This is a genomic window from Aliiroseovarius sp. (genome assembly GCF_965228805.1).
Taxonomy (GTDB): Bacteria; Pseudomonadota; Alphaproteobacteria; order Rhodobacterales; family Rhodobacteraceae; genus JASBTN01.
The window spans coordinates 1,445,226-1,470,114 of record NZ_CBDDIE010000003.1 but is presented as its reverse complement, the minus strand read 5'-3'; the positions used below and the strand labels follow the sequence as shown (position 1 = coordinate 1,470,114).

The window sequence follows — 24,889 nt, the reverse complement described above, 5'->3', positions numbered from 1 at the left end:
AATACATATGCGAATGCGTTTATGTATTGCCAAATGACCTGAGGAGGACCCCATGATCCGCACCGCCCTGCTGGCCGCAGCCCTGCTGGCCGCCCCTGCCGCCAACCCCGCTTTCGCCTTCGAAGACGTGGCCGACATGTACCCGCAGTCGGTGCTCTATTCAAAACCCTATGAGGTGATCCCGAACGTCTGGTCGGCGATCGGCGCCACCGCGCCGCCCACCTACGAAAACGCGGGTCATAACAACAACCTGTCCTTCCTGATCACCGGCGACGGCGTGGTCGTTATCAACGGCGGCGCCAACTACAAGCTGGCCGAGGCGCTGCATGCCGAGATCAAGGCGATCACCGACCAACCGGTCAAGCTGGTGATCAACGAGAACGGCCAGGGCCATGCCATGCTGGGCAACTCCTATTGGGCTGAACAGGGCGTCGAGATCCTGGCCCATGAGGACGCCGCCCATGAGTTCGAAGAATACGGTCCGCAGATCCTTGAAGGCATGAAACGCTATGCCCAGGAAAACAGCGACGGCACCACCCTGGTCCAGCCCACCCGCACCTTCTCCGACAAGGAGGTGATCGAGATGGGCGACATGCGCATCGAAGTGCTGCATTCCGGCCCCGCCCATGGGCCCGGTGACACCCAGGTCTGGCTGCCGGAGCTGGGCATGATGATCGCTGGCGATATCGCTTTCAACAACCGCATGACACCGATCTTTGTCGAGACCTGCACCTCGTGCTGGATCGAGACTTGGGAGACGGCGTTTGCGCCCCTGAACGCCACCTATGTCATTCCCGGCCACGGCAACCCGACCAACATGGCGCAGGTGGAAAAGGACACGATCGGATACCTCAAACATCTGCGCGGCGTCGTCGGGGAACATCTGGACAATGGCGGCTCTCTGGACGACGCTTACTACGTCGATCAGGAGCCCTATCGCTACCTGGATACCTTTGACGAGCTGGCCACCAAGAACGCGGGCCAGGTCTTTGCGGAGATGGAGTTCGAATAATGCCCGCCCTGGTGCCCCCTGTCTGTGAGTTTGACACTCCCGTGGTGGATTTTGATCTGCCGGGCACGGACGGGCGGCGCCACACGCTGGCAGATGTGCGCGGAGAACGCGGCACCCTGGTCATGTTCATCTGCAACCACTGCCCCTATGTTCTGGCGGTGCTGGACCGGATCATCCGCGACGCGCGCGACTTGCAGGCGCTTGGCGTGGGCGTGGTGGCGATCAGCGCAAACGATGCCGTGGCCTATCCGCAGGACGGGCCCGGCAAGATGGCGGAGATGGCCCGGGAGCACGGCTTTCCCTTCCCCTATCTCTACGACGAAAGCCAGGAGGTGGCGCGCGCCTATGGCGCTGTCTGCACGCCGGATTTCTTCGGCTACAACGCCGAGGGCGGGTTGCAATATCGCGGGCGGCTGGATGCCTCGCGCAATGCGGCGGGGCCTTCGGACCTGCGCCGCGACCTCTATGAGGCAATGAAACAGGTGGCCGAGACCGGCCTGGGGCCGCGCGACCAGGTGGCCTCCATCGGTTGCTCGATCAAGTGGACAGCCTGATGCGCATTGTTTTCGACCTGGATGGCACGTTGGTGGACAGCGTGCCGGACCTTTCAGCTGCGGTGAACGTGATGCTGGCGGGCGAGGGCATGGGGCCGCTGGACCAGGCCACGGTGACCGGCTTTGTGGGCAACGGGCTGCCCAAGCTGGTGGAACGCGCCATGGCGCATGTCGGGTTGCATCCGAACGATCACGCGAGGCTGACCCAGGTCACGCTGGAGGCCTACAAGGCCGAACCCGCCGCGCGCACGCGGGTCTATCCGGGGGTCGAGGAAGCGTTGGCGCGGCTCAAGGCGGCGGGGCATCGGCTGGGGCTTTGCACCAACAAGCCGCATGACCCGGCGGTGGATGTGATGGATCACTTTGGTCTGACCCAGTATTTCGAGGTGGTAATCGGTGGCGACAGCCTGGCCGTGAAGAAACCGGACCCGGAACCCCTGCTGCACGCGCTGGTGGCTTTGGGAGATGGGCCATCTCTTTTCGTGGGTGACAGCGAGGTGGACGCGGAAACCGCCCTGCGCGCAGGTGTGGATTTCGCTTTGTTTACTGAAGGTTACCGCAAGGGTCCCGTGGAGAGCCTACCGCACAAATACGCCTTCACCCACTTCCGCGAGCTGCGCGGGTTGGTGGGTTAGGGCAGCTCTTCTCCATCCCGCAAGGCCGATTGGATGAACCCCTCCGGGTCTGCCGCAAAGGCGCGGTAGAGCTTGAAATGCGCGGTCTCGGTATAGCTGCGTTCGAGGAAGCCGAAACGCGTCGCCTCGAGCAGCCGCGCACCGGGCACGGCCATCAAGAGTGGCGAATGGGTGGCCAGGACCACCTGGGCGCGGGCCGAGGTCTGGATGTTCGACAGCAGGCGCAGCAGGTCCAGCTGTCGTTTCGGCGACAGGGCGCTTTCCGGTTCGTCCATCAGATAGAAACCCTGCTGGGACATGCGTTCGTGAAACACGCGGACAAAGCCTTCCCCATGGGACCAGGACAGGAAATCCGGCGCAATCCCATCATACGTCAACGCCATCTCGTCCAGGTAGCGCGCGACCGAAAAGAAGCTTTCCGCCTTGAAGAACCATCCTCTTGTCAGTTTCGGCAGCCAGGCGGCACGGAAACCGTCCGCCAGGGCGACACCGCTACGATCCAGCGCCATGCTGTGATCGACCGGCATGTAACCCTTGCCGCCGCCCGCCTCGTCATATCCCGCCAGCCCGGCCAGCGCCTCAATCAAGGTGGATTTGCCCGAGCCGTTCTCACCGACGATGATGGTCACCGGAGTGGTAAATTCCAGCGTGAAATCCCTGTCCCGCAGCCAGGGCAGGTCGAACGGATACCCGGCGCTGGCATCAGGTGCGTCAGGTTTCAGGCTGATCCGGGTCAGGAAGGGGGCGGGCAATTTCGTACCCTGTTTGCGCCGGGCCATCCGGGGTCTCCAATTTGCCGTGCTGGCAAATTGAAGCCGAGCGAAGCGAGGCCACCAGCATCAAAATTATTCAATAATTTTACCGCTTGCAGGCAAAAACCGCAGTCGGTTGTGACCTGCGGGGTGCGAACCCACCCCGCAGGCCGATTGTCTCATTCCACCAGCGCGATGGTCGACAGGCCCTTCAACAGGTCGACCGCGTAGGAGAGCTGGAAGTCGTCCTCGCGCAGCTTGGCGGCCTCTTCGGCGGCCTCGCGCTCTTCCTCGATCTGGCGGATCTCGTCCTCGGTCAGGCTGTCATTGTTCAGGCTGCCGCGCAGGTCGGCCTCGGTGCGCTGACGGCGGGCTTCCTCTTCGCCCTCTTCACCGGCCGGGGTGCGTGGGGGCTGTTCGACCACAATGTCCGGGCTGACGCCCAGCGCCTGGATCGACCGGCCCGACGGGGTGTAATAGCGCGCGGTGGTCAGGCGCATGGCGCCGTCGCCACGCAGAGGCATCACGGTCTGGACCGAGCCCTTGCCGAAACTCTTGGTGCCCACGACGATGGCGCGGCGGTGATCCTGCAGGGCGCCTGCGACGATTTCGGAGGCCGAAGCCGAGCCGCCATTGATCAGCACCACCAGCGGTTTGCCCATTGCCAGATCGCCCGGACGGGCATTGGCGCGGTCGCTTTCCATCGGATCACGGCCACGGGTTGAGACGATCTCGCCCTCTTCCAGGAAGGCATCGGACACGGCGATGGCCTGGTTCAGGAGCCCGCCGGGGTTGTTGCGCAGGTCAAGCACGAAGCCTTCGACATTCTCCATGCCGCCCAGTTCACCGACCACACGTTCCAAGCCTTCGGACATGTTCGAATAGGTCTGGTCATTGAAGGTGGTCACCCGCAGCACCACGGTGTTGCCAACGGCGCGGGCGGTGGCGGCGGTCAGCTTGATCGTGTCACGGATGATCGAGATATCGAACGGCTCTTCCTGGCCTTCACGTACCACGGTGATGATGATTTCCGATCCGACCGGTCCGCGCATCAGATCCACCGCTTCGTCCAGGGTCATGCCCAAGAGGCTTTCGCCATCCACATGGGTGACGAAATCGCCCGCCTCGACACCGGCCTCGTCAGCGGGCGTGCCATCCATCGGCGAGACGACCTTGACGAAACCTTCTTCCTGCGTGACCTCGATCCCCAGACCGCCGAAGCTGCCCCGGGTCTGCACGCGCATGTCGGCGGCATCATCCGGCGCCAGGTAGCTGGAATGCGGGTCGAGCGACGACAGCATGCCGTTGATCGCGGCTTCGATCAGGTCGGCCTCGTCCACCTCCGACACATATTGCGCACGGATGCGTTCGAACACGTCACCGAACAGGTCCAGCTGTTCATAGACCGAGGTGTTGCGCTCGGCGCTTTGGGCCACGAGCGGTCCTGCCACCTGCGTGGTCAGAACGGCCCCTGCCAGGGTGCCACCGATGGCGGCCATCACGAATTTCTTCATCTCGATCTCAATCCTTGCCTGCCGCGAACCAGCCCTTCGGGTCCACGGGCTCCGAGTTCCATCTCAGTTCCATATAAAGCGTTTCCGAGCGTTCTGCGCCAGATGCTTGCGCAGATGACATCAAAATCGCTTGAGAATCCAGTTCCGCCCCGCCCATCAGACCCACTGCGCCCCCTTTCGGCAGGACTTCGCCCAGCTGGCCGTAAAGCTGGTCCAGACCGGCCAGCACCAGCAGATACCCCTCACCGGGCTCCAGGACCATGACATTGCCATAATCCAGCAGCGGGCCGAGGTAGCGGATCGTGGCAGGCCAGGGCGTGGTGACTATCGCCTTGGGACGGGTGGCGATCACCCAGCCGGGGCGGCGAATGCCTGCCGCATCTGCCTGATCGAACCGGCGCAGCACCGTGCCCAGGACCGGCATGTCCAGATCGCCGCGTGCCGCGGTGAAATCGGGGGCCGAAATGACCTCCTCGACCCCGTCCAGCTCGACCGTCATGAGGCCGCTGGCAAACGCTTCCAGCGTTTCGGACGAGGTGATCAGGGTCTGCATCGCCTCCGGGTTGGCGGTAAAGCGACGCGGCAGGTCGGTGCGGTCCGAGATCGCCTGGCTGAGCCTCGTGCGTGCCTCCTGTGCGCCGGTCAGCCCCTCTTCCAGCACGCCCACTGCGCTTTCCTGCAGGGCGCGCAGCACGGCGACCTCCTGCAGGGCGGATTTCAAGGCCATCGCCTCCTTTTGGAGGGCGGGCGCCACATCCGACAGGATCATGCCCGACCGCGCGGTGCCGGTCGGGCCGTCGGGGTGCAGTAGCAGCGAGGGTTCCGGCGCGGCCTCGATACGTTGCAACACGGCCAAGAGCTGCGCCAGACGTCCGCTTTCGGCCTCGAAGACGCCGCGAATGCTGGCCTCGCGAATGGTGGCGCGCCTGAGCCCCTCGCGCATGGCGGCAAGGCCGGTTTCGTAGGCCTGCACCGTCTCGGTCAAGGCGGCGACCCTATCGCGGGATTTCTCGGCCTCGCGCAGTTTCAGCGCGGCGGTGTCCAGCGCCTCCATCGCCGCGCGGGCGTTTTCGGCCGGATCGCTTTGCGCGGCTGCCGGGGCAACCGCCTGTGTGGCCCAGAGAACCCCGGCCAGGAGGAGCGCGCGCACCCTCACCGGCGGATCAGGCTCTCGCCGGTCATCTCACCCGGTTTGGGCAGGTCCATCAGCTCCAACAGCGTGGGGGCCAGGTCCGCCAGCCGCCCGTCGCTCAGGCGGGCGCCTTCGGGGCCGCCAAACAGGATCACCGGCACCAGGTTGGTGGTGTGGGCGGTGTGCGGGCCGTTGGTGGTCTCGTCCCACATGGTCTCGCAATTGCCGTGGTCGGCGGTGACGATCATCGCGCCGCCGACCTCTTCCAACGCGGCAAGCACCTTGCCCAGGCCTTCGTCCACCGCAGCGCAGGCAGCCTTGGCGGCCTCCAGGTCGCCGGTGTGGCCGACCATGTCCGGGTTGGCATAGTTGGTGACGATCAGGTCGAACCCATCCTTGATGGCGCCGACGAAATGCTCGGTCACATCCGGCGCGGACATTTCCGGTTGCAGGTCGTAGGTCGCGACCTTGGGCGAGGCGGCCATGTAGCGTTCCTCGCCCTTGACCGGGTCCTCCTTGCCGCCGTTCAGGAAGAAGGTGACATGGGGGTATTTCTCGGTCTCGGCGGTGTGGAACTGGGTCTTGCCCTGTTTCGACACCCATTCGGCGAGCGTATTGACGATGTCCTGTTTCGGGAAACAGGTGGTCATGTAGGTGTTGTGGGCGTCGGAGTATTCGACCATGCCCAGCAGCGCGGCCAATGCGGGGCGGGTACCGGTTTCGAATTCGGCAAAGCCCGGCTCCGCAATCGCGCGCAGGATCTCACGCGCGCGGTCGGCGCGGAAGTTGATGAAGAACAGCCCGTCGCCATCCTGCATCCCTGCATAATCGCCAACGGTGGCCGGGCGAATGAACTCATCAGTGGTTTCGTTGTTGTAGCCCGCTGACAACACCGCATCCGCGGTGCTAAACGCCGTGCCCTTGCCATGCACGATGGCCTCATAGGCAAGCGAAACACGCTCCCACCGGTTGTCGCGGTCCATGGCAAAGTAGCGGCCCGAGACCGACACGATCTCGGCCCCGTCCGGCAGCGCGGCGATAAAGTCGGCCAGCTGCGCGCGGGCTGATTGAGGCGGCACGTCGCGCCCGTCGGTAATGGCGTGGATCGCGACTGGAATGCCTGCACCGGCAATGGTCTTGGCGGCGGCAATGATGTGGTTCTGGTGGCTGTGCACCCCGCCCGGGCTGGTCAGTCCGGCCAGATGCGCAGTGCCACCCGAGGCTTGCATCTTGGCGATGAATTCGCCCAGCGCTGCGTTGGTGGCAAAGGAGCCATCCTCGATCGCCAGGTCGATCTGCCCCAGGTCCATCGCCACCACCCGGCCTGCACCGATATTGGTGTGCCCGACCTCGGAATTGCCCATCTGCCCGGTCGGCAGGCCCACATCCGGCCCGTGGGTGATCAGGGTCGCGTTCGGGCAGGTCGCCATCAGGCGGTCGAAGTTCGGTGTATCGGCCAGGGCGGGGGCGTTGAAGGCGGTCTCTTCACGCAGGCCCCAACCGTCGAGGATACACAGAACAACGGGTTTGGGAGTGGTCATCGGGGGATCCTTGCAATGCTTGCCTCCCTATCTATTGAGGCCGGAGGAGGGGCGCAACCTTGGCGGTTGTCGGATCAGGCGCGCGGCGGTGTGCTTTCGCCGCTGACCGGGTCGAAGTGCCCGCCTCCCAGGTGGCCGTGTCCCCAGTCCATCAACCCCAACAGCACCGGTTCCAGGCTGTGCCCTACCTCCGTCAGGTCATAGCGATGGCGCAGGGGGCGGCGCTGATAGGGCGTCTTTGCAATCAGCCCCAACGCCTCCAACCGCTTCAGTCTGGCGGCCAGGATATTCGTGGGCATTTGTTCTTCACTACGCGCCAGCGCCTGAAAGGTATGTTTGCCGTGCCACATCAGGTCACGCACGACCAAAAGGGTCCATTTGTCCCCCAGGATCTCAAGCGTGCGCGCGATGGAACAGCGGGAACGGAAGTCTGGTTCGGATTGGGCCATGGGGGCAGTTTAGCCAGTCACTTGCAATATGCAAGCGACTCACGTCATAGTCACTTTTGATTTGAAACTTACTGTGGAGAGCGCCATGCACGCCATCGGCAACACACCCCTGATTCAGCTCACCACCCTGCCCGGGCCAAACAGCGCGGAGGTCTTCGTGAAATGGGAAGGGGCCAACCCCACCGGGTCGATGAAGGACCGCATGGCGCTGGCGATGATCGAAGGCGCGGAACGGCGCTGCGCGCTGCGCCCTGGCGGACGTGTGGTGGAGTATACTGGCGGCAGCACCGGCAGCAGCCTCGCCATGGTCTGTGCGCAGCGGGGATACAGGGCGCATTTCGTCTCCTCCGACGGGTTCTCCGAAGAAAAGCTCGCCACCATGCGCGCCTTCGGCGCGGAGGTCGAGGTCATCCCGGCCGAGGGCGGCCGCCTGACCGCCGGTGTGATCGACCGCATGATCGCACGGACCCGGCAGCTGGCCGACCAGCCCGGCACCTTCTGGCCCGATCAGGTCAACAACCCGAACAACAAGGCGGGCTATCATCCAATGGGGCACGAGATCCTGACACAACTGGATGGCCCGGTGGATGCCTTCATCTGCGCTGCGGGCGGGGGCGGCTGTATCTCAGGCAATGCCGAGATTTTGACCGCTGCCAACCCGGACACGAGCATCATCGTGGTGGAGCCCGACCGGGTGCGCAATATCTCGGGCGGGGACATCTCGGGCACGCATATGTTGGAGGGGATCGGCTTGTCCTTCGTGCCGACCATCCTGCGCCGCGACCTGCTGGATGAGGTCATTCCGGTGACGGACGAAAACGCCATTACGACAATGCGCGCACTGGCCCGGCAGGAGGGCATTTTCGGCGGCATAACCTCCGGCGCCAATGTCTGGGCCGCGCTGGAACGCGCCCGCGCGCTTGGTCCCGGCAAGCGGGTGGTCACGGTGATCATCGACAGCGGGCTGCGCTACCTGAACGCGGGTGTGTTCAAGGGCTGACGCCCCCGGTTAGCGCACCGGGTCCAGCAGCGCGCGGTCCATGGTACAGTCGCGGATCACATCCGCCCCACAGCGGCGCAGCTCCAGGTCGCGGGTCAGGCAGATCCGTGCCTCCTGGATGCGGCCGTCGCGGCAGGTGATGGTGATCATGTCGCGCTCCAGCCCCGGGTTGGCTTGCAGGAAGGCCTCCTCGATCACCGAGGCGGGCAGGCGCACCGGATCGGTCAGCTTGCGAAGCACCGGCGGGCGGGTCACGCGCTCATAGGCCAGCCGGGACAGGGTATAGAAATCCTCGGGTGAGAGGCCGGAACAAACCCCGTGTTTCTTCCACTGGTGCCAGGCCGAGCCGCCCGAGCCCATGATATCCGCCATCGCCCCGGTCTGCGCGCGCGAGGGCGCGCGAAAATCCGACCGACAATAGCTGGGCCAGCCGCGTTCATACTGCGGCCAGAGCCCGTGTAGCACCCAGCCGAAATCCTTGTCACCATCACATTGCTCCGCCCCCCGGGCATCGCCTTCAATGGCGCACCAGGTGGGTGACCAGCTGAGCGCGAGCACGTAATAGTCGAAGTCGCCGGGGCGCTCACCCTCGGCCCGCGCCATGGTCGCACTCATTACCAGTACCAACAGCCAACGCATTTCCTCTTCCCCTTTTGACTGTCCGGCACTATATAGGCCTCAAGTTCCCCGACAACGGAAACCCGCCCGACAGGCCAGATGGCCGGGGCCGCCCCAGCCGGGGCGTGGGGAAGATGTATGCATTAAGGAGTTGGGCCGATGGCTGACAACAAACCGATCATGGCGAAGGCCACCGCCGTCTGGCTGGTGGACAACACGACCATTACCTTCAAGCAGGTTGCCGATTTCTGCGGGCTGCACGAGCTGGAAGTTCAGGGCATTGCCGATGGCGACGTGGCCACCGGCGTGAAGGGCTTCGACCCGATTGCCAACAACCAGCTGACCCAGGAAGAGATCGACAAGGCCGAGGCGAACCCGCTGCACAAGCTGAAGCTGAAGTTCTACGCCGCCGCCGTGGGTGAAGAGAAACGCCGCGGCCCGCGCTACACCCCGCTGTCGAAACGTCAGGACCGCCCGAACTCGATCCTGTGGCTGGTCAAGTTCCACCCGGAACTGTCGGACGGTCAGATCGCCAAGCTGGTCGGTACCACCAAGCCGACGATCCAGTCGATCCGCGAGCGCACGCACTGGAACATCTCGAACATGGAGCCGATCGACCCGGTTGCCCTGGGCCTGTGTAAACAGACCGAGCTGGACCTGGCCGTGCAGAAGGCGAACGAGAAGGCGGCGCGCGAAGGCAGCGCCATGTCGGACGACGAGCGCCGCAAGCTGGTGTCGACCGAAACCTCGCTGGGCATGGCCGCCGAGCCGAAGATGCCGACCGCAATCGAGGGGCTGGAAACCTTCAGCCTGACCGACGATCCGCGCCCCGAGGAAGACGAGAAGGAAGAGATCATCGACGCCGACAGCTTCTTCAACCTGCCGGACAATGGGGATGACGACGAGGATTGATCCTTGCCAAACCCCGATGAGACAGACGAACCCCGGCCACCGCGCCGGGGTTTCTTTTTTGGGTGCCTATGACTAGCCGAGGCACCTCCTACATTTCTCTCAAAACTCTGAAACCAGCTCTACCGGAACGACTATCCTCTGGTCTGCGACCACGGTTGGCGGGGCGGGCATAATCTGCACCACTTCCGTACCTCCCACCTTTCCCCACCCGCCGACAGGTTGCGTGCCGTTGGGCTTCTGCCAGGTAGGCGCTGGAGCTTGGCAGACCCAGTAACCGCTCGCTCCAACAACTCATTGTGCGTTCCAGAAGATTGCCCGCCATATGGCGCAACCCCCAGGCATTGGCGGCGTCCAGCTCATCAACAGTAACCGGCATCGTGCGGTTGTCAGGATCGGCCACATAGCGCTCCCCTTCCCAATAAAACAAACCGATGTTGGCTTGATCCGTGGTCAGGCTGTCGCCCTGCGCAAAGCGCGTGTCTGTGCCCGCCCGCGCGGCATAGGCCCATTCCGCCTCGGTTGGCAGGCGATAGACTTCGACCCCGACCTTGCGGTTCAGCCAGGCAACATACTCCAGCATGTCGAGATACCTCACGTCAAAGACCGGGTGGCGCGGATCATCGGCGACGTAGTAGCCGCTGGGGAATTTCACGATGCGCGGGTCCGGGGTGTGGGAACAGCCGCCGTCAGCCACGCAGGCCATCCATTCTTCGCGCGTGACCTCGTTGCGGCCCATGGCGATGGGGATGTCGATCTCGACCTCATGCATGGGGCCTTCGTGAGGCCAGCCGGGGGTGATGCCTTCCCGCGGTTTGTTCCAGAGTGACCAGAGATGCGCGGATTGTTCCAAGGGGGCCCCCATGGTGAAGCGGCCCAGGGGCAGGACGATCATCTCGGGGCAGGCGTCGCATTCTTGAAAGATGTCGAGAGGGGTGACCTCGGTGCCGTCGGTAATCGTATAGCGTTCTTGAGCAAGCCCTGTGGTGGGCAGGCAAACGAGCGCGCAGGCGACAAGCGCCGACAGATGGCGAAACACAAAGCATACGAACACAGAAAACACCTTACTCCAACTCAACCTGTACCCGCGCGGCACGGCCTTCTGCGTCGATCACCGACAGCTGCACATGGCCCGGACCGGGCAGGTCCAGCTCGGCCTGCCGACTGCCTGCCCCGACCAGAACAGGCGTGCCATTGGCCAGCCAGGTAAAGGGCGGAACGCCATTAGCCACGCGGGCAAACAGCGGGGCGCCACCAGTGTTCACCACCGCCCCGTCGGGTGGAAAGACCAGTTCAGGCGCGTCGACGGGGGCGGCGAAGATGGCGCCGCGCGGGCGGAACTCGCGCAGAGGTGTCGGCAGGGCGGCGTTGGACAGCAGCAGCACAGAGGCGGGGGGCGTGGGCAGCGGGCTCAGCTCGGGTTTCACGCGGGAGAAGACCTCGAACAGGACCGGGGCGGCGACATCCGCGCCAAACGCCCCCGGCACGGGTGTGCCATCCGGACGGCCCATCCAAACCGTGACAACGTGGCGCCCGTCGAACCCCACGGCCCAGGCATCGCGGTGGCCGTAACTGGTGCCGGTCTTGTAGGCCAGCCGGTTGCGCGGCGCGTTCGGCGGCGGCGGCATGCCCGACAGGATATGGCCAACCTGCCAGGCGGCCTCGGGACTGAGTACCATGGTCGCAGCCAATGGCGCGACACCCATCCGGTGGCGCAGAGGCACCGCCGAACCATTGTTCCCGAAAGCGGCATAGAGCGCGGTCAGTTCCTCGACCGTGACCCCGACGCCCCCCAGAGCCACGGCCAGGCCCGGCGCCGCTTGACCCGGCAGGCGGGGGCGCATCCCGGCGCGTTCCATAGCCGCCATCAGGCGGGGGGCACCCAGCCCGTCCAGGACAGCAACCACTGGCAGATTCAGGGACAGACGCAGGGCTTCGGCTACGGTGACAGTGCCACGATAGGCGCCGTCGAAGTTCTCGGGCGCATAAGCCCCGAACCGCATCGGACGGTCCTCGATCAGGGTTTGCGGATGCACCAGCCCCTCGTCGAAACCCAGCCCATAGACCAACGGTTTCAGCGTGGATCCCGGCGAGCGCGGGGCGCGGGTCATGTCAACGAAGCCCTGCCGCCCATCCGCGCGGTATCCGGCCGAGCCGACCGAGGCCAGCACCTCCCCGGTTCCATGATCCGCCACCAGCACGGCGATTGACAGGGCCTCGGCGCCGTGGTCCGCGACGGCGCGGGAGGCGAGCGCCTCCAGCCGTGTCTGCAGGTCGGCATTGACGGTCAGCCGATGCGTGGCCAGGCCGGGTTCTTCACGCAGGGCGCGGTCAGCCAGGTGGGCGGCGCGGGCGGGCATTGCGGCCCGCCGGGTGGGCACCGGATCACGCAGGGCGGCTGCGGCGGTCTCGGCGGTGATCACCCCGGCCTCCACAGCGCGGTCCAGCACACGGGCGCGGGCCTTGCGGGCGGCGTTCGGAAAGCGATCCGGTCGTCGGGTTTCAGGCGACTGCGGCAAGGCAACCAGCAGCGCGGCCTCGGCGGGCGTCAACCGCGCGGGCGGCTTGCCGAACCAGATCCGCGCCGCGGCCCGCACCCCTTCGACATTGCCGCCATAGGGCGCGCGGTTCAGGTAGAGCTCCAGGATGCGCGCCTTCGACACCCGACGCTCCAGCGCCAGGGCCACGCGCAGCTGACGCAGTTTGCCGTCCCAGCGCCCGGTCGGTCCGTCCTCCAAAAGGCGCGCCACCTGCATGGTCAATGTGGACCCGCCGGAGACCACCTGACCATTCCAGACCGCCTGGGCCAGCGCTCGCCCCATGGCAATTCCGTCCACGCCCGGGTGGTCGTGAAAGCGCTTGTCCTCATAGGCCAGGAGCATCTCGACCAGCAGGGGATCAACGCCCGCGCGCTCCACGGCCAGACGCCAACGCCCGTCCTCGACCGTGTAGGCGCGCAGCAGCTCGCCGTTGCGATCCAGAACCTCGGTTGACCGCGCGACCTCCAAAGCGGGCAATTCTGTCGCCTCGATCCAATGGTCCAAGCCAGCGGCCCCGGCGATACACATCGCCAGGGCCAGGGTCATGGCGCCAATGCGCCGCCTCATTCGACCACCCGGACCTGCCCGGCATCGCCATGGGCGCGGTAGGTCGGGCGGTACATGTCCTCGACCGAGGCGGCGGCGTGGTGGAACACGCCAGGCGTGACCGCGCGCACCACATAGGCCAGGCGGAAGGGCGTGCGGCTGGACCAATCCACGGCAGCCAAGAAGCGGTCCTGCCGGAACTGGGCGATCTGCACCTCATCCTCGATCACCTCCAGCCAATCCAGCGCGCGAATGTCACCGCCGCGCAGCAGGTGCGGGTTGTCGATCTCGAACCCGGCGGGCAGAGGGTCGGCGACCATCAGGCGCCCGCCGCCATTGGCCCAGGGGGTCACGGTCAGCACCGCGACCAGGCGGGTGCCTTGGATGACCTCGTCGGGGTCAACAGGTGCCCCTTCCATGGTGAAATAGCGCCGTTCGATCGTGTAGCCCTTGCCGCCCGCGGGTTCCGGGACCTCGGAGACGCCGGTGGTGGTCAGGGTCAGGGTCACGGGGGCCTCGCCCGTGTTCACGATGCGGGTGGCCCCGGCCAGGTTGCCCTCGAGCACCGTCGCGAGCGGCCCGGTCAGCGGCGCGCCGTTCAGGGTCAGGCCCTGGGCGGCGGCATCGCCGATCAGCGCATTGGTTGCCATCAAGGACCAGGTCGCCTCCTGAGTGGACAGGTGCCCGTCGCCTTCGGCCACCCGGGCCACCAGGACCTCGCGATCCACCGCTTGGCTGCCAGCCTCGGTCGCAAGCGCCAGTACGGCGGCGGCATCGCGCAGCGAGGTGCCGTAGTCCACCCGCCAAAGCTGACCTGCGTCCCGCGCGCCGCTCACCTGGTTCATCGCCTGAGCAAACATGCGATCCGCACGGGTCTGGTCGCCATAGGCCGCCAGGGCCGCACCCATCTGGGCGGACGCCAGCGGGGTCGAAAACGCGCCGCCCTTCACATCCGCATAGTAGCGCAGGTCACCCATCGCCGCCGCACCCTCGCGCGCAAGCACGTAGAGCGCATAGGCAATCGCCTCGCCGCCCTCGTCAAAGTCCGACGCGTAGTTCACCCGGTTGCGCAGGTTGTCCATGGCGCGGCGGAAGGCGCCATCCGGCATCGTATGGCCGGTCGCCCGCGCCCGTGACAGGAAGTCCGAGACATAAGCGTCGAGCCACAGGTCGCCGCTGTCAGGTCGCCAGAGGCCGAAGCTGCCTGAGCTGGCCTGGTTCGCCAAGACGCGGGCAATGGCATCGGTGATGCGATCCGGCACGTCCTCGCGATCCGCCAGACCCATCGCCTCGGCCACCGGACCGAAATACAGAAGCGGCAGCGCGCGCGAGGTGGTCTGTTCCGTGCAGCCATAGGGATACCGATCCAGCCGCGTCAGCAGCGCTGGCACGTTGATGCGCCCCAATGGGCCGGAGGCCAGCGTCGCCCGCCCGCTGCCCGGGATCAGCCCGGCAAAGGCGTTATGATCCAGGGTAAAGGTCGCGCCCGCCGCCAGCTCGAAGCGCGAGGTGCGGCTGGTTTCAGGGTCCAGCGCCTCGACCGGCAACATGAGCGTCTTGGTCAAGCGGCTGCCATCGGGCGCATGCAGGACCAGGTTGATCTGGTGCAGCCCCGCAGCAGTGGCCGTGACAGGTAGCGAGAGCGCCAGTTTGCCGCCCTCCCCGAGGCTCAACCGGTCAGGCACGGCAGAGGCATCCACGGTGACCCCGTGCCCATCCACGGACAGTTGCACGTCACCCGCAGGGCCATCGGCGTGAACCAGCTCCAACAGCAGCCGCGCGCTATCACCCGGTTGCAGGAACCGCGGCAGGGAGGCCGTCATGACCACCGGATCGCGCACTTGCATCTCACCGGAGGCATTGCCCACGCCCTCGGCGGACCAGGCCACGGCCATCAGCCGCACGGAGCCGTTGAACTCCGGCAGGTCCAGCGTGACGGTGGCCTTGCCATCCTCGACCGGGATCGGGCCAAAGAATTGCGCCATCAGCTCTTCCGTGGGGGGCGGAGCCTGCATGCGCAGGGTCGCCATGGCATCCCCACCGGAGCGGACGCGGCCCATCACCCCGGCCTGCCCGTCGATCAGACGGCCATAGAGGTCTCGCAGGCCCAGCCCCAGGCGGCGCTGGCCGAAGTAGTGGTCCGCCGGGTCGGGATCGACGAAGGATGTCAGGTTCAGGATGCCCTGATCCACGGCGGCGAGGGTGACGAAGGCCGGGCCCTCGCTGTCCACGTTCACGGTCACATCCAACGGGCCGCGCGGGCGGGCCTCGGTCGGCGCGTCCAGCGTCACGGCAAGGTGCCGCGCGCCGGGATCAACAGTCGCATGGGCCAGGCCCAACGCGCGGGTCGGCGTGCGGGGTTTGGCCCCGTCCAACGGCTGAATCAGCGTGGCGGTGACATAGGCACCCGCGCCCCAATCGTCGGTCACGGGCAGGGTCACGGTGTTCTCACCTTCCACGAAATCGACCGGCTGCATGTGGATCAGCCGGTTCGACATGACGGTCACCACACCCTTGCCTGCCGAGCGGGGCACGACGCGCAGGGTGGCGGTGTCGCCGGGCGCATAGGCTTCACGGTCCAACGCGACCTGCAACATGTCGGGGGTTGAGCTGGCATCGGCCACGCCGTACCAACCGGCGTAGAAGCCAGTGGTGGTACGCACGGGGGCGCCATCGGCGGTTTCGACCACCAGCTCATAGCGGCCCCAATCGACCCGGGCCTCCAGCGTGACCGGGTCTGTGGCAGAGGTCAGATCACCACTCGCGACCGCGGTGCGGCTGTGCACCGCGTCCCAGCGCCAATAGCCATCCAGGCGATACCATTGATAGCGCGTCTCAACCCGGTTCAGGGTCCAGGAGAGCGGGGCCTCGGACGGGGATTGCGTGGCGTCCAGGGCGATCACGTTGAAGGCGGCGGTACTGCCTTCCGGAAGGTCACCGTCGAACAGTGGGCGCAGCCCGATCACCGGTCCCGCCGCCTGCACCGACTGGCTCACACGCCGTTCAACCGGGCGGCCAGAACCCTCGCTCACGCGGGTCACCACGGTCAGCTCAAGCGGGCTGCCGGGCGCGGTCATCTCGGGCAGGTCAATCGGGAGCATGGCCAAGCCATTTGCATCCGTCACCCCATCGCCAAGACTGCGGCGGGCGGGGGTCGGGCGGTCCTCTTCCGGGCCGAAGACATAGCCGGGGAAAGCGTCCAAGCTGCGCGCGGCGCGCAGGATCACGTCGCCCTCGATGGGCAGATCGCCGCCCGGTGCGCCAAACAGGTAGCGCGCGGCGATGTCCAACCGCGGGCGGTCACCCGTGCGGATCACCTCCGGCAGGGTCAGGTCAAAATCGATGCGCTCGGGCAGGAAATCCTCGACCAGCAGCGTGGTTGCGGCCAGGGCGGGCGCCTCGGGATCGGCGAACATCTCCAACCGCCAGGTGCCGCGCGGGGCGGTGGCACCGACGGGCATGGCAAAGACATGGCCACCCGCGCCTGCGCCCTGGCTGAGCTGGCGGGAGTATTCCACCCCGTCGGGGCGAGTCAGCACGGCGGTGATGGGCAACCCGTCAAAGGCGCGGGCTTCACCGGTGCGGGCAAGGGCGGTGGCGTTGATCACCTCACCCGCGCGGTAGGCACCACGATCGGTGGTCAGGAACAGGTCGATGGCGCCGGGGGCGGCGTGGCCTTCGACGCCCCGGTCCGACAGGTCGAAGGCGGGATCGGTCAGCGACAGGAAGGCGATGTCATCGCCATGGGCACGCGCGACGATCAAAGCCGGCGCTGCCCCACCCCTTCCGGCAACCTGAGCCCTCGAAAAACTCGCATATCCATTCGCATCCGTATGGGCCGTGCCCAGAACCTCGTTGGCGCGTGAGATCACATCAATGCGCGCGCCTTCAAGCGCCTCCGCTGTGCCCAGTGCGCGGGCAAAAACATGCAGCCCGTCCGCGCCCATCATTGTGGCGAGCCCGGTGTCCGAGATCACAAACCACTGTGTGGCGGGCGGATAGTCATAAGGGTCCTGCCCCGGCACCTTGGCCACCAGCACGAAGACGCCCGGGGGCTGGTCGGCAATGGCCTCGCCCATCGGCAGGCGGGTGGTGACCTCGCGGTTTTGTTCGACCTGCAACTCACCCGTGCCGGTCCAGATCTCCTGCGCGGTGTTCTCGGCAAAACCCTCCTCTTCCCAGGGCGACAGCGATCGGCCAATCAACCGCTCCTGCATCGAGCGCACCAGGTTGCGGTCGGAGACACGGTAGAGCGTCAGCTCGACCTCCGGCGCGTTCACGCCGACCAGGGGCAGACCCGCGTCGGGGCTGGGCGGCAGAACATAGGCGCGCCCCGGGAAATGTACCGACGGCGCGCGGTCAGCGACGTAGGAGGTCAGGGTGACCGGTTTCACCGTGACCTCGCCACTGGCCGCAGGCAGACCCGCGCGGAAGGTCAGGCGGGCACGGGTGCCGTGGGGAATGCCCTCGACACAGAGCTGCCGACCGGAGGCGACCACGGCCAACCCGGGCTGATCCATCTGCACGTAGGGGGCATAATCGACATTGCTGGCCAGATCCTCGGAGAAGGTGGCGCAGATGCGGGGGCTGGTCAGATCGCTCTGCACCTCGTCATCGGTGATGCGAAAGCCATATTTGCCCACTGCCGTGTCCAGCGCACGGGCAATGTCGTCGCGCGGCGCAAGGCTTTGCGCCAGACGCAGGGCGCTGATCATGTCGCGGCCGCGGTCATTGGCCTCCAGTCCCTCAGCCAGCACGGCGAGGACCGAGGCCCGCTCGGCAGCGCTCCCCGCCCGAAGATAGGCGTTGATCGCCGCTGATAGCCCCTGCTCACGATACCGGCGCCGGTCAGAATAATTGTTCGTGCGGATGGCCAGAGACAGGCGGGCGTAGTCCATCCACGCTCCCGCGGTGTCCCCCAAGGCGACAGCGGCCGCCATGTTGCGCATCGCGCCCAGCAGGTTGGCATTCGCCTCCGCCTCGGCGGCGCGGGTGAGGAGATCGTCGAGCAACCACTCCCCCACCGCATATTGGTGCGGTAGATCCAGCGCCTGTTGCCGGGCACGCTCCAGGTCCTGAGCGGAGGTGAAACCCAGCTCGGCTGCACGTTCTTCAGCCTGCGCCACCGCCCGCGCGCTCAGGGTCACCACACGGGCGGAAAAGGCCCCGCCATAGGTCTCGGACGCGGACATCTGCGACTTCAGAAAACAGGCACCGGAACGGGAGTTGAAGGTAAAGGCATGGCAGTCGCGACTCGCCAGACAGGCGGTTTCACAGGCCGCCTGGGTGGTGTCAAAGATCGACCGCAGGTCGGCGCCCGGGAAGTCCACATCGTTGTGATAAATCACCCGACGTTCGGGAATCGGTGCCTCTGCCCAGGCCGGAAAGGCAAAACTCAAGACAAAAGTGATAAAAATCAGAATGTTCCGCATGGTGTCCTCCTGCGTTGAAATCATGCTGGCACGGGCGGGGTGAGTCGGGCAACGGCGGGTTTTCCGGACATTCACTTCGTTTTCGCACCCGTTAACCGCGTATTCACCTTGCCTGTTCATTCTCTCAACCAACGGTGGCGCAGAACGCCCACCTACGGACGGAGACACGGGATGAGCCTGGACGACACACTGGCCAAGGAACGACGCGCTCGAATGGCGGCGGAACGGCTTCTGGAACAGAAGCAGGCCGAATTGCATGAGGCCAATCGCAAACTGTCCCGTCACGCCCGCGCCCTGTCCGACGAAATCGTCGAGAAACGCGAAGAGGTCGAAGAGGTCAAGGGCGAGAACCAGCAGGTGCGCGCGGACCTCGAACGGGTCAGCCACGAGGTGGTAATCGCCAAGCGGCGGCTGTGGGATTCGGTCGAAACGATTCAGGACGGCTTTGCGGTTTTTGACACCGACGGGCGGATGATCGCGGCAAACTCGGCCTATCTGGCTCCCTTCGACGGGCTCGAATGTATCGGGCCCGGCGTACATTACGAGGAAATGGTCCAGATGCTGCTGGAGGAAGGCATTGCCGATATCGGTGAGATGACTCCCGGCAGCTGGAAGGACGAAATGCTGACCCGCTGGGCAGAGCCGGAGATTCCGGACAAGGTGGTCAAGCTCTTCGATGGCACCTTTGTGCGGCTGGTGGATCAGCGCGGCGCCACCGGGGACGTCGTCAGCCTGGGGCTGAACATCACCGAAACGATCAAGCGCGAGGAAGACCTGGAAGATGCCCGCAACCGGGCCGAGGCCGCCAACCGCGCCAAATCCGCCTTCCTTGCCAACATGTCACACGAGATCCGCACACCGATGAACGGCGTGGTGGCCATGGCCGATCTGATGGCCGATGGCGACCTGGACGAGGAACAGCAGCTTTACGTCGAAACCATCCGCAACTCGGGCAACGCGCTTCTGACCATCATCAACGATGTGCTGGATTACTCGAAGATCGAGGCGGCCAAGATGGTCCTGCACACCGAACCCTTCGATCTGGAACGCACCATCGTCGATATCGTGACCCTTCTGGGGCCGAGCATCCAGGAGAAGGGGCTGCAGGTCTCGATCGACTACGACCTGTTCCAGCCGACGCAATACGAAGGCGACCCGATCCGCATTCGCCAGGTTCTGACCAACCTGATCGGCAATGCGGTGAAATTTACTGCCGAGGGCCAGGTGCTGATCCGCGTGGTCGGCCTGCCGGTCGAACCGGGCCCACGTCAGCGTATCCATGTCACGGTCGAAGACAGCGGCATCGGTATTCCCGAGGAGATGCAGGCGCATATCTTCGGCGAGTTCAACCAGGTCGAGGATGAACGCAACCGCAAGTTCGAAGGCACCGGGCTGGGCCTGGCCATCACCAAGCAGCTGGTTGAGCTGATGGGCGGCGAGATCTGGGTCGAAAGCGAGGAAGGCCAGGGATCCTGTTTCGGTATCCATGTGACGCTACCGGTGCTCGAAGACGGGCCGGAACCGGTGCTGCCCGTCGGTCTGAAACATGCAGTGGTGGCGATGGACGACAACCTGCACCGCTCGATCCTGGAAAAGCGTCTGATTGCGCTTGGACTCTCCGTCTCCATGGTCGCCACTCGCGAAGCTCTGGACGCGGAGGTTGTGCGGGCCGATGTACTGTTCATCGACCAGGATCTGACCGAAATGGACGGCAAGTCCCTGCCATCCGAGTTGGTGCAGGGCGGGTTGCGCGCACCAATCCTTATGCTTGCGCCCTTTACCGGGGGGGTCGCGAAGGCGGCCAGGGATCTGGTCGCCGGCATCCTCGCCAAACCGCTGACCCGCCCCGATCTTACCTCGGCCCTGTCCGGGCTGATTCTGCCAGAACCTGAAACCGAACCAGCGCCCGAACCGGAGCCGGAGCAGGAACCGATTGCCGAAGAGCCAGCCCTGCCCCGCACCATGCGCATCCTGGCGGCAGAGGACAACAAGACCAACCAGCTGGTCTTCTCGAAACTGGTCAAGGCGCTGGATATCGACCTGAGGTTCGCCAATAACGGACATGAGGCCGTTGCCGCTTGGGAGGAATTCCAGCCCGACCTTGTGTTCATGGACATCTCGATGCCGATGATGGATGGCAAAGAGGCGACCCGGACAATTCGCGCCGCCGAACAGGCCAAGGGCCTGCCGCCCACCCGCATTGTCGCGCTGACCGCCCACGCGATGACCGGTGATGGCGAGGAAATCATGTCGCACGGGCTGGACGCCCACCTGACCAAGCCCCTGCGCAAACCCGCCATCCTGGGCGAGATTGCTGGCGCCTGCCCCGAAGGGGTGCGCCCGCCTTTGCCGGACGAGGCTGCCGCCGGTTAGCTCACGCCGCTTCGTCGCGCAGGAAGACCAGGCTGTCCCCCAGGGATCGGTCCGGCTGGAACCGGTACCCGCCCAGGTCAAAATCTTTCAAGGCCTCGGGGTCACGCAACCGGTTCTGGATCATGAACCGCGCCATCGACCCGCGTGCTTTCTTGGCAAAGAAACTGACCACCTTGGGCTGACCCGCCCGCATCTCCAGGAATGTCGGGGTGATCACGCGCAGCCCCAGGGCCGCCGGGTCAACGGCCGAGAAATACTCGACCGAGGCGCAGTTCACCAAGACATCCGTGCCCGAAGCCTCCGCCCGCGCGTTCAGTTCCTGCGCAATGCGATCCCCCCAGAAGGCATAGAGGTTCTTGCCCCGTTCATTCGCCAGTCGCGAGCCCATCTCAAGCCTGTGCGGCGCGATCCGGTCCTGCGGACGCAACAGCCCGTAAAGCCCCGACAGGATACACAGGTGCGACTGGGCGTAGGTCAGTTCCTCGTCGTCAAGCGACGCAGCTTCCAGCCCGGCATATGTGTCGCCCGCGAACATCTCGATCGCCTGTTTCTCGCCCTTGCCCGAGCCGAATTCGGCAAAGCGATCTGCATTCAGCGCGCCCAGTTTGGGCGAGATATGCATGAGCTTCTCCAGCTCTGCGCCGGTCAGCTGCCCGGCAGTTTCGGCCAGGATCCCAGCCTGGTCCAGAAAGGCGGGCAAGGTGCCGCCATCAGCACGGGCAGGCTTTTCGTCCAGCCGCTTGGCCGGGGAGACGGTGACGAGCATGCTCAGTCCTCTTCTTGGATGATGGCCAGGAACGCCGCGCCGAAGCGGTCGGCCTTGGCCTCGTTCATGCCCTGGATGCGGGCCAGATCCTTCAGCGAACCGGGGCGGCGTTCGGCGATGTGGCGCAGGGTGGTGTTGGTGCAGGACATGTATTTTCCGGTGCCTTCAGGACCGCGGATCAGGTCGGCCTGGGCCTCCTCCAGACGGTCATAGAGCCCGCCCGCAGACCGCCCCGCCAGGCGGCGGCGGGTCGGGTGCATCTCGGGCACATCACCGGCAATGACCTCAAGGAAGGTCTGACCGAAGCTCTCCAGCTTTTTCGCGCCGACACCGGACACCTGCGCCATGTCGTCCAGGGTCTGCGGCCGGGTTTCGGCCATTTCGATCAGAGTGCGGTCGGTAAAGATGACATAGGCCGGCACGCGGGCAGCCTCGGCCAACGCGCGGCGCTTGGCCTTGAGGGCGGAAAGCAGCGGTTCATCCTCGTCCGAGACCAGGCGTTTCACCTCGGGTCGGCGCGGGCCCTTCTTCAACGTGTCGCGGCGCAGCTGCACGGGTTCCTCACCACGCAGAACCGGATGGGCCTTTTCAGTGATGCGCAAGGCGCCGTGACGTTCCGGATCCGGGCGCACCAGATCCAGCCCCATCATCTGGCGAAAGATCGCCTGCCAGAGCCGTTTGTCATGGTCGCGCCCGACGCCGAAGGTCGGCAGGTCATCATGGCCGCGTTCGCGAATACGGTCGGTCACGGTGCCGCGCAGGATGTCGATCAAATGACCCGATCCGAAACTTTCCCCGGTGCGCAGCGCCGCCGAGAGCGCCTTCATCACATCCACGGTGCCATCGAAAAGGTCGGGCGGGGTGTCGCAGAGGTCGCAGTTGCCGCAAGGTTCGGCCACCTCGCCGAAGTAACCCAACAGCTGCACACGGCGGCAGCCATGCGCCTCGGCCAGACCCAAGAGAGCGTTCAGCCGCCCGTGATCCGCCGCCCGGCGTTCAGGCGGCGCGAGGCCCTCGTCGATCTGCGAGCGGCGCAGGCGAATGTCCTCGGCACCGAACAGGGTCAGGGTCTCGGCTGGCGCGCCATCACGCCCGGCGCGGCCGATCTCCTGGTAGTATGCCTCGATCGACTTGGGCAGGTCGGCATGGGCGACCCAGCGGATGTCCGGTTTGTCGATCCCCATGCCGAAGGCCACTGTGGCGACGACGATCAGCCCATCCTGCTGCTGAAACTGGCGTTCGACGTTGCGCCGGTCATCAGGCTCCATGCCCGCGTGATAGTTCACCGCCTGATGCCCGGCCTCGCGCAGGGCCTGGGCGAGGTTTTCGGTCTTCGAGCGGGTGGCGCAATAGACGATGCCAGACTGGCCCTTGCGCGCGGCGGCAAAGCGCAGGATCTGCTGGCGCGGGCCATCCTTGGCGGCGAAGGCCAGGTGGATGTTGGGTCGGTCGAAACCGCGCAGGAAGGCGCGCGGGGCCTCGCCGTCAAAGAGTTTCTGCACGATCTCGGCGCGGGTTTCTTCATCCGCCGTGGCGGTAAAGGCGGCCAGCGGCACATCCAAGGCGCGGCGCAACTCGCCGATGCGCAGGTAATCCGGGCGGAAATCATGACCCCATTGGGACACGCAATGCGCTTCATCGACGGCGATCAGACCGACGCCGATCCGACGCAGCATGTTCATCGCCCCACCGGAGGCCAGCCGTTCCGGCGCGATATACAAAAGCTTCAGGCGGCCTTCGTTCAGGGCGGCAAAGACCTCGTCGGTTTCTTCCTCGGTGTTGCCGGAGGTTAGCGCACCCGCCTCGACCCCCGCCGCCTTCAACGCGCGCACCTGGTCGCGCATCAGCGCAATCAGCGGCGAGATGACCACCGTTACCCCGTCACGCAGCAGGGCCGGCAGTTGGAAACACAGGGATTTCCCGCCACCCGTCGGCATGATTGCCAGGGTGTTTTCGCCCGCGGTCACGGCCTCGACGATCTCCTCCTGGCCGGGCCGGAAGGCATCGAAGCCGAAAACAGATTTCAACAGGTCAAGGTCGCGGGGCATAGGTGTCAGGATTGTCTGCTCGTTCTCGGGTCAGACAATCCCACGCGCGCGCGCCGGGGGCAAGCCTCAGGCGAAGCCGAAAATGACCGGCAGGATGTATGTACGCAGCGAGATCACGATCAGGATCGCCACCAGCGGGGCCAGGTCGATACCGCCCAGGTCCGGCAGGAAACGACGGATCGGGCCGTAGATCGGCTCCATCAACCGGTTGAGGCTGTACCAGATTTGCGAAACCACGGGCTGCCGCAGGTTCAACACTTGAAAGGTAATCAGCCAGGACATGATGAAATGCACGATGATGAAGAAATACACCACGCCGAGGATCAGTTGCAGGGGGCCGTAAATCGCAAGCATTGATGCTCTCCTATCCGTCGTTCTGCGCTGAGGTAATCACCATGAGCGAAAAGCACAAGCCTGACGCGATGTCGTGGTTGACGCGCACGTCAAGTTAAACCATGGCCGGAGTAGAGGAGCGCGCGCCATGTACCCCATCTTTCGTCTTGCCAAGGATCTGTTCAAACATCGTAAACCCGATGGAATGAGCATCTTCGATACCCATGTCAGCCACCACATCTGCTGGCCCTGGGATCTGGACCTGTGGATGGAGCTGAACAACGGGCGCACTCTGACGCTCTATGACCTGGGACGGGTGCCAATGGGCGGGCGCGTGGGCTTTTCGAAGGCCGTGTTGGACAACAAATGGGGCATCGCCGTCGCGGGCGGTTCGATCCGGTACCGCAAACGGGTGACGGCATTTCAGCGGATCGAGATGAAGACGCGGTTACTGGGCTGGGACGAACGGTTCTTCTACATCGAACAGAGCATGTGGGTGAAAGGTGCCTGCACCAGCCATGTGCTCTTGCGCACTGCGGTGACGTCCAAAGGCGGCGCAGTGCCGACGGCCGAGGTCGCGGGCGCCATGAACCTGGACCCGACCAGCCCCACTCTGCCCGACTGGGCAGAAGCCTGGATCGCGGCCGACTCCCAGCGCCCTTGGCCACCCGAGATGTAAATCCTTGCCCCGGCGCCCATTCCCCTGTCATATCGGGCAAAACAGGGGGCAGCAGG

Annotated in this window: 19 protein-coding genes; 7 read left to right on the top strand and 12 right to left on the bottom strand. The window is 65.2% G+C overall.

The genetic code is table 11. From position 1 onward, the window contains the following. The first annotated feature begins 52 nt into the window (after window positions 1-52). The 3 genes from ACO07D_RS08355 to gph are packed head-to-tail and all read left to right on the top strand — an operon-like array spanning window position 53 to window position 2,201. Window positions 53-1,012 (top strand): MBL fold metallo-hydrolase, encoded by a 960-nt coding sequence (locus tag ACO07D_RS08355; RefSeq protein WP_421702490.1) that lies wholly within the window; start codon window positions 53-55, stop codon window positions 1,010-1,012. Beyond that, entirely contained in the window at window positions 1,012-1,566 is a 555-nt protein-coding gene (locus ACO07D_RS08350; RefSeq protein ID WP_421702489.1) for a thioredoxin family protein, read from the top strand. The genes ACO07D_RS08355 and ACO07D_RS08350 overlap by 1 nt, the downstream gene beginning before the upstream one ends. Further along, the gene (gene gph, locus ACO07D_RS08345; RefSeq protein WP_421702488.1) at window positions 1,566-2,201 is read left to right on the top strand and encodes a phosphoglycolate phosphatase; all 636 of its coding nucleotides are present in this window, start codon (window positions 1,566-1,568) and stop codon (window positions 2,199-2,201) included. The genes ACO07D_RS08350 and gph overlap by 1 nt, the downstream gene beginning before the upstream one ends. Here the strand turns inward: gph and ACO07D_RS08340 are convergent. The 5 genes from ACO07D_RS08340 to ACO07D_RS08320 form a co-directional block, all read right to left on the bottom strand. After that, on the bottom strand, window positions 2,198-2,980 hold the full coding sequence (locus tag ACO07D_RS08340; RefSeq protein ID WP_421702487.1) for an AAA family ATPase: 783 nt from the start codon (window positions 2,978-2,980) through the stop codon (window positions 2,198-2,200). The two genes, gph and ACO07D_RS08340, sit on opposite strands and share 4 nt — an antisense overlap. A 152-nt stretch (window positions 2,981-3,132) precedes the next feature. Beyond that, window positions 3,133-4,467 (bottom strand): S41 family peptidase, encoded by a 1,335-nt coding sequence (locus ACO07D_RS08335; RefSeq protein ID WP_421702486.1) that lies wholly within the window; start codon window positions 4,465-4,467, stop codon window positions 3,133-3,135. 7 nt (window positions 4,468-4,474) lie between these two features. After that, entirely contained in the window at window positions 4,475-5,617 is a 1,143-nt protein-coding gene (locus ACO07D_RS08330; RefSeq protein ID WP_421702485.1) for a murein hydrolase activator EnvC family protein, read from the bottom strand. 2 nt (window positions 5,618-5,619) lie between these two features. After that, window positions 5,620-7,140: a 2,3-bisphosphoglycerate-independent phosphoglycerate mutase gene (gpmI, locus tag ACO07D_RS08325; RefSeq protein ID WP_421702484.1), complete on the bottom strand. Its 1,521-nt coding sequence runs from the start codon at window positions 7,138-7,140 to the stop codon at window positions 5,620-5,622. A 74-nt stretch (window positions 7,141-7,214) separates the two neighbouring features. Beyond that, complete coding sequence (locus ACO07D_RS08320) at window positions 7,215-7,589, bottom strand: winged helix-turn-helix transcriptional regulator (RefSeq protein ID WP_421702483.1); 375 nt, start codon at window positions 7,587-7,589, stop codon at window positions 7,215-7,217. An 85-nt stretch (window positions 7,590-7,674) separates the two neighbouring features. Here ACO07D_RS08320 and ACO07D_RS08315 point away from each other — a divergent pair, with 85 nt between their 5' ends. Further along, window positions 7,675-8,589 carry a PLP-dependent cysteine synthase family protein gene (locus ACO07D_RS08315; protein ID WP_421702482.1) on the top strand — a complete coding sequence of 305 codons (915 nt, stop codon included), beginning with the start codon at window positions 7,675-7,677 and terminating at the stop codon, window positions 8,587-8,589. Between the two features lie 9 nt (window positions 8,590-8,598). On the opposite strand, the gene ACO07D_RS08310 is transcribed toward ACO07D_RS08315, so the two are convergent. Continuing rightward, a complete protein-coding gene (locus ACO07D_RS08310; RefSeq protein ID WP_421702481.1) occupies window positions 8,599-9,228 on the bottom strand; it encodes a ribonuclease T2 family protein in 630 nt (209 codons plus the stop codon). A gap of 138 nt (window positions 9,229-9,366) precedes the next feature. On the opposite strand from ACO07D_RS08310, the gene ACO07D_RS08305 reads away from it, so the two are divergent. Next, window positions 9,367-10,119: a DUF1013 domain-containing protein gene (locus ACO07D_RS08305; RefSeq protein ID WP_421702480.1), complete on the top strand. Its 753-nt coding sequence runs from the start codon at window positions 9,367-9,369 to the stop codon at window positions 10,117-10,119. 88 nt (window positions 10,120-10,207) lie between these two features. On the opposite strand, the gene ACO07D_RS08300 is transcribed toward ACO07D_RS08305, so the two are convergent. The 3 genes from ACO07D_RS08300 to ACO07D_RS08290 are packed head-to-tail and all read right to left on the bottom strand — an operon-like array spanning window position 10,208 to window position 18,634. After that, a complete protein-coding gene (locus ACO07D_RS08300; RefSeq protein ID WP_421702479.1) occupies window positions 10,208-11,155 on the bottom strand; it encodes a formylglycine-generating enzyme family protein in 948 nt (315 codons plus the stop codon). Window positions 11,156-11,180: 25 nt separating this feature from the next. Continuing rightward, window positions 11,181-13,223, bottom strand: a complete 2,043-nt coding sequence (pbpC, locus tag ACO07D_RS08295) for a penicillin-binding protein 1C (protein WP_421702478.1) — start codon at window positions 13,221-13,223, stop codon at window positions 11,181-11,183. Continuing rightward, on the bottom strand, window positions 13,220-18,634 hold the full coding sequence (locus ACO07D_RS08290; RefSeq protein WP_421702477.1) for an alpha-2-macroglobulin family protein: 5,415 nt from the start codon (window positions 18,632-18,634) through the stop codon (window positions 13,220-13,222). Before ACO07D_RS08290 ends, pbpC begins: the two co-directional genes overlap by 4 nt. Before the next feature lie 171 nt (window positions 18,635-18,805). Between ACO07D_RS08290 and ACO07D_RS08285 the strand changes: the two genes are divergently transcribed. Beyond that, window positions 18,806-21,007 carry an ATP-binding protein gene (locus ACO07D_RS08285; protein WP_421702476.1) on the top strand — a complete coding sequence of 734 codons (2,202 nt, stop codon included), beginning with the start codon at window positions 18,806-18,808 and terminating at the stop codon, window positions 21,005-21,007. A 1-nt stretch (window position 21,008) separates the two neighbouring features. On the opposite strand, the gene yaaA is transcribed toward ACO07D_RS08285, so the two are convergent. The 3 genes from yaaA to ACO07D_RS08270 all read right to left on the bottom strand — a co-directional run bounded on the left by yaaA (window position 21,009) and on the right by ACO07D_RS08270 (window position 24,175). Beyond that, entirely contained in the window at window positions 21,009-21,773 is a 765-nt protein-coding gene (gene yaaA, locus ACO07D_RS08280; RefSeq protein WP_421702475.1) for a peroxide stress protein YaaA, read from the bottom strand. 2 nt (window positions 21,774-21,775) lie between these two features. Beyond that, window positions 21,776-23,821: a DNA helicase RecQ gene (gene recQ / locus ACO07D_RS08275; protein WP_421702474.1), complete on the bottom strand. Its 2,046-nt coding sequence runs from the start codon at window positions 23,819-23,821 to the stop codon at window positions 21,776-21,778. A gap of 66 nt (window positions 23,822-23,887) precedes the next feature. Next, entirely contained in the window at window positions 23,888-24,175 is a 288-nt protein-coding gene (locus ACO07D_RS08270) for a YggT family protein (RefSeq protein ID WP_421702473.1), read from the bottom strand. A 127-nt stretch (window positions 24,176-24,302) separates the two neighbouring features. On the opposite strand from ACO07D_RS08270, the gene ACO07D_RS08265 reads away from it, so the two are divergent. Continuing rightward, window positions 24,303-24,833: an acyl-CoA thioesterase gene (locus ACO07D_RS08265; RefSeq protein ID WP_421702472.1), complete on the top strand. Its 531-nt coding sequence runs from the start codon at window positions 24,303-24,305 to the stop codon at window positions 24,831-24,833. The last annotated feature ends 56 nt before the right edge of the window (window positions 24,834-24,889 follow it).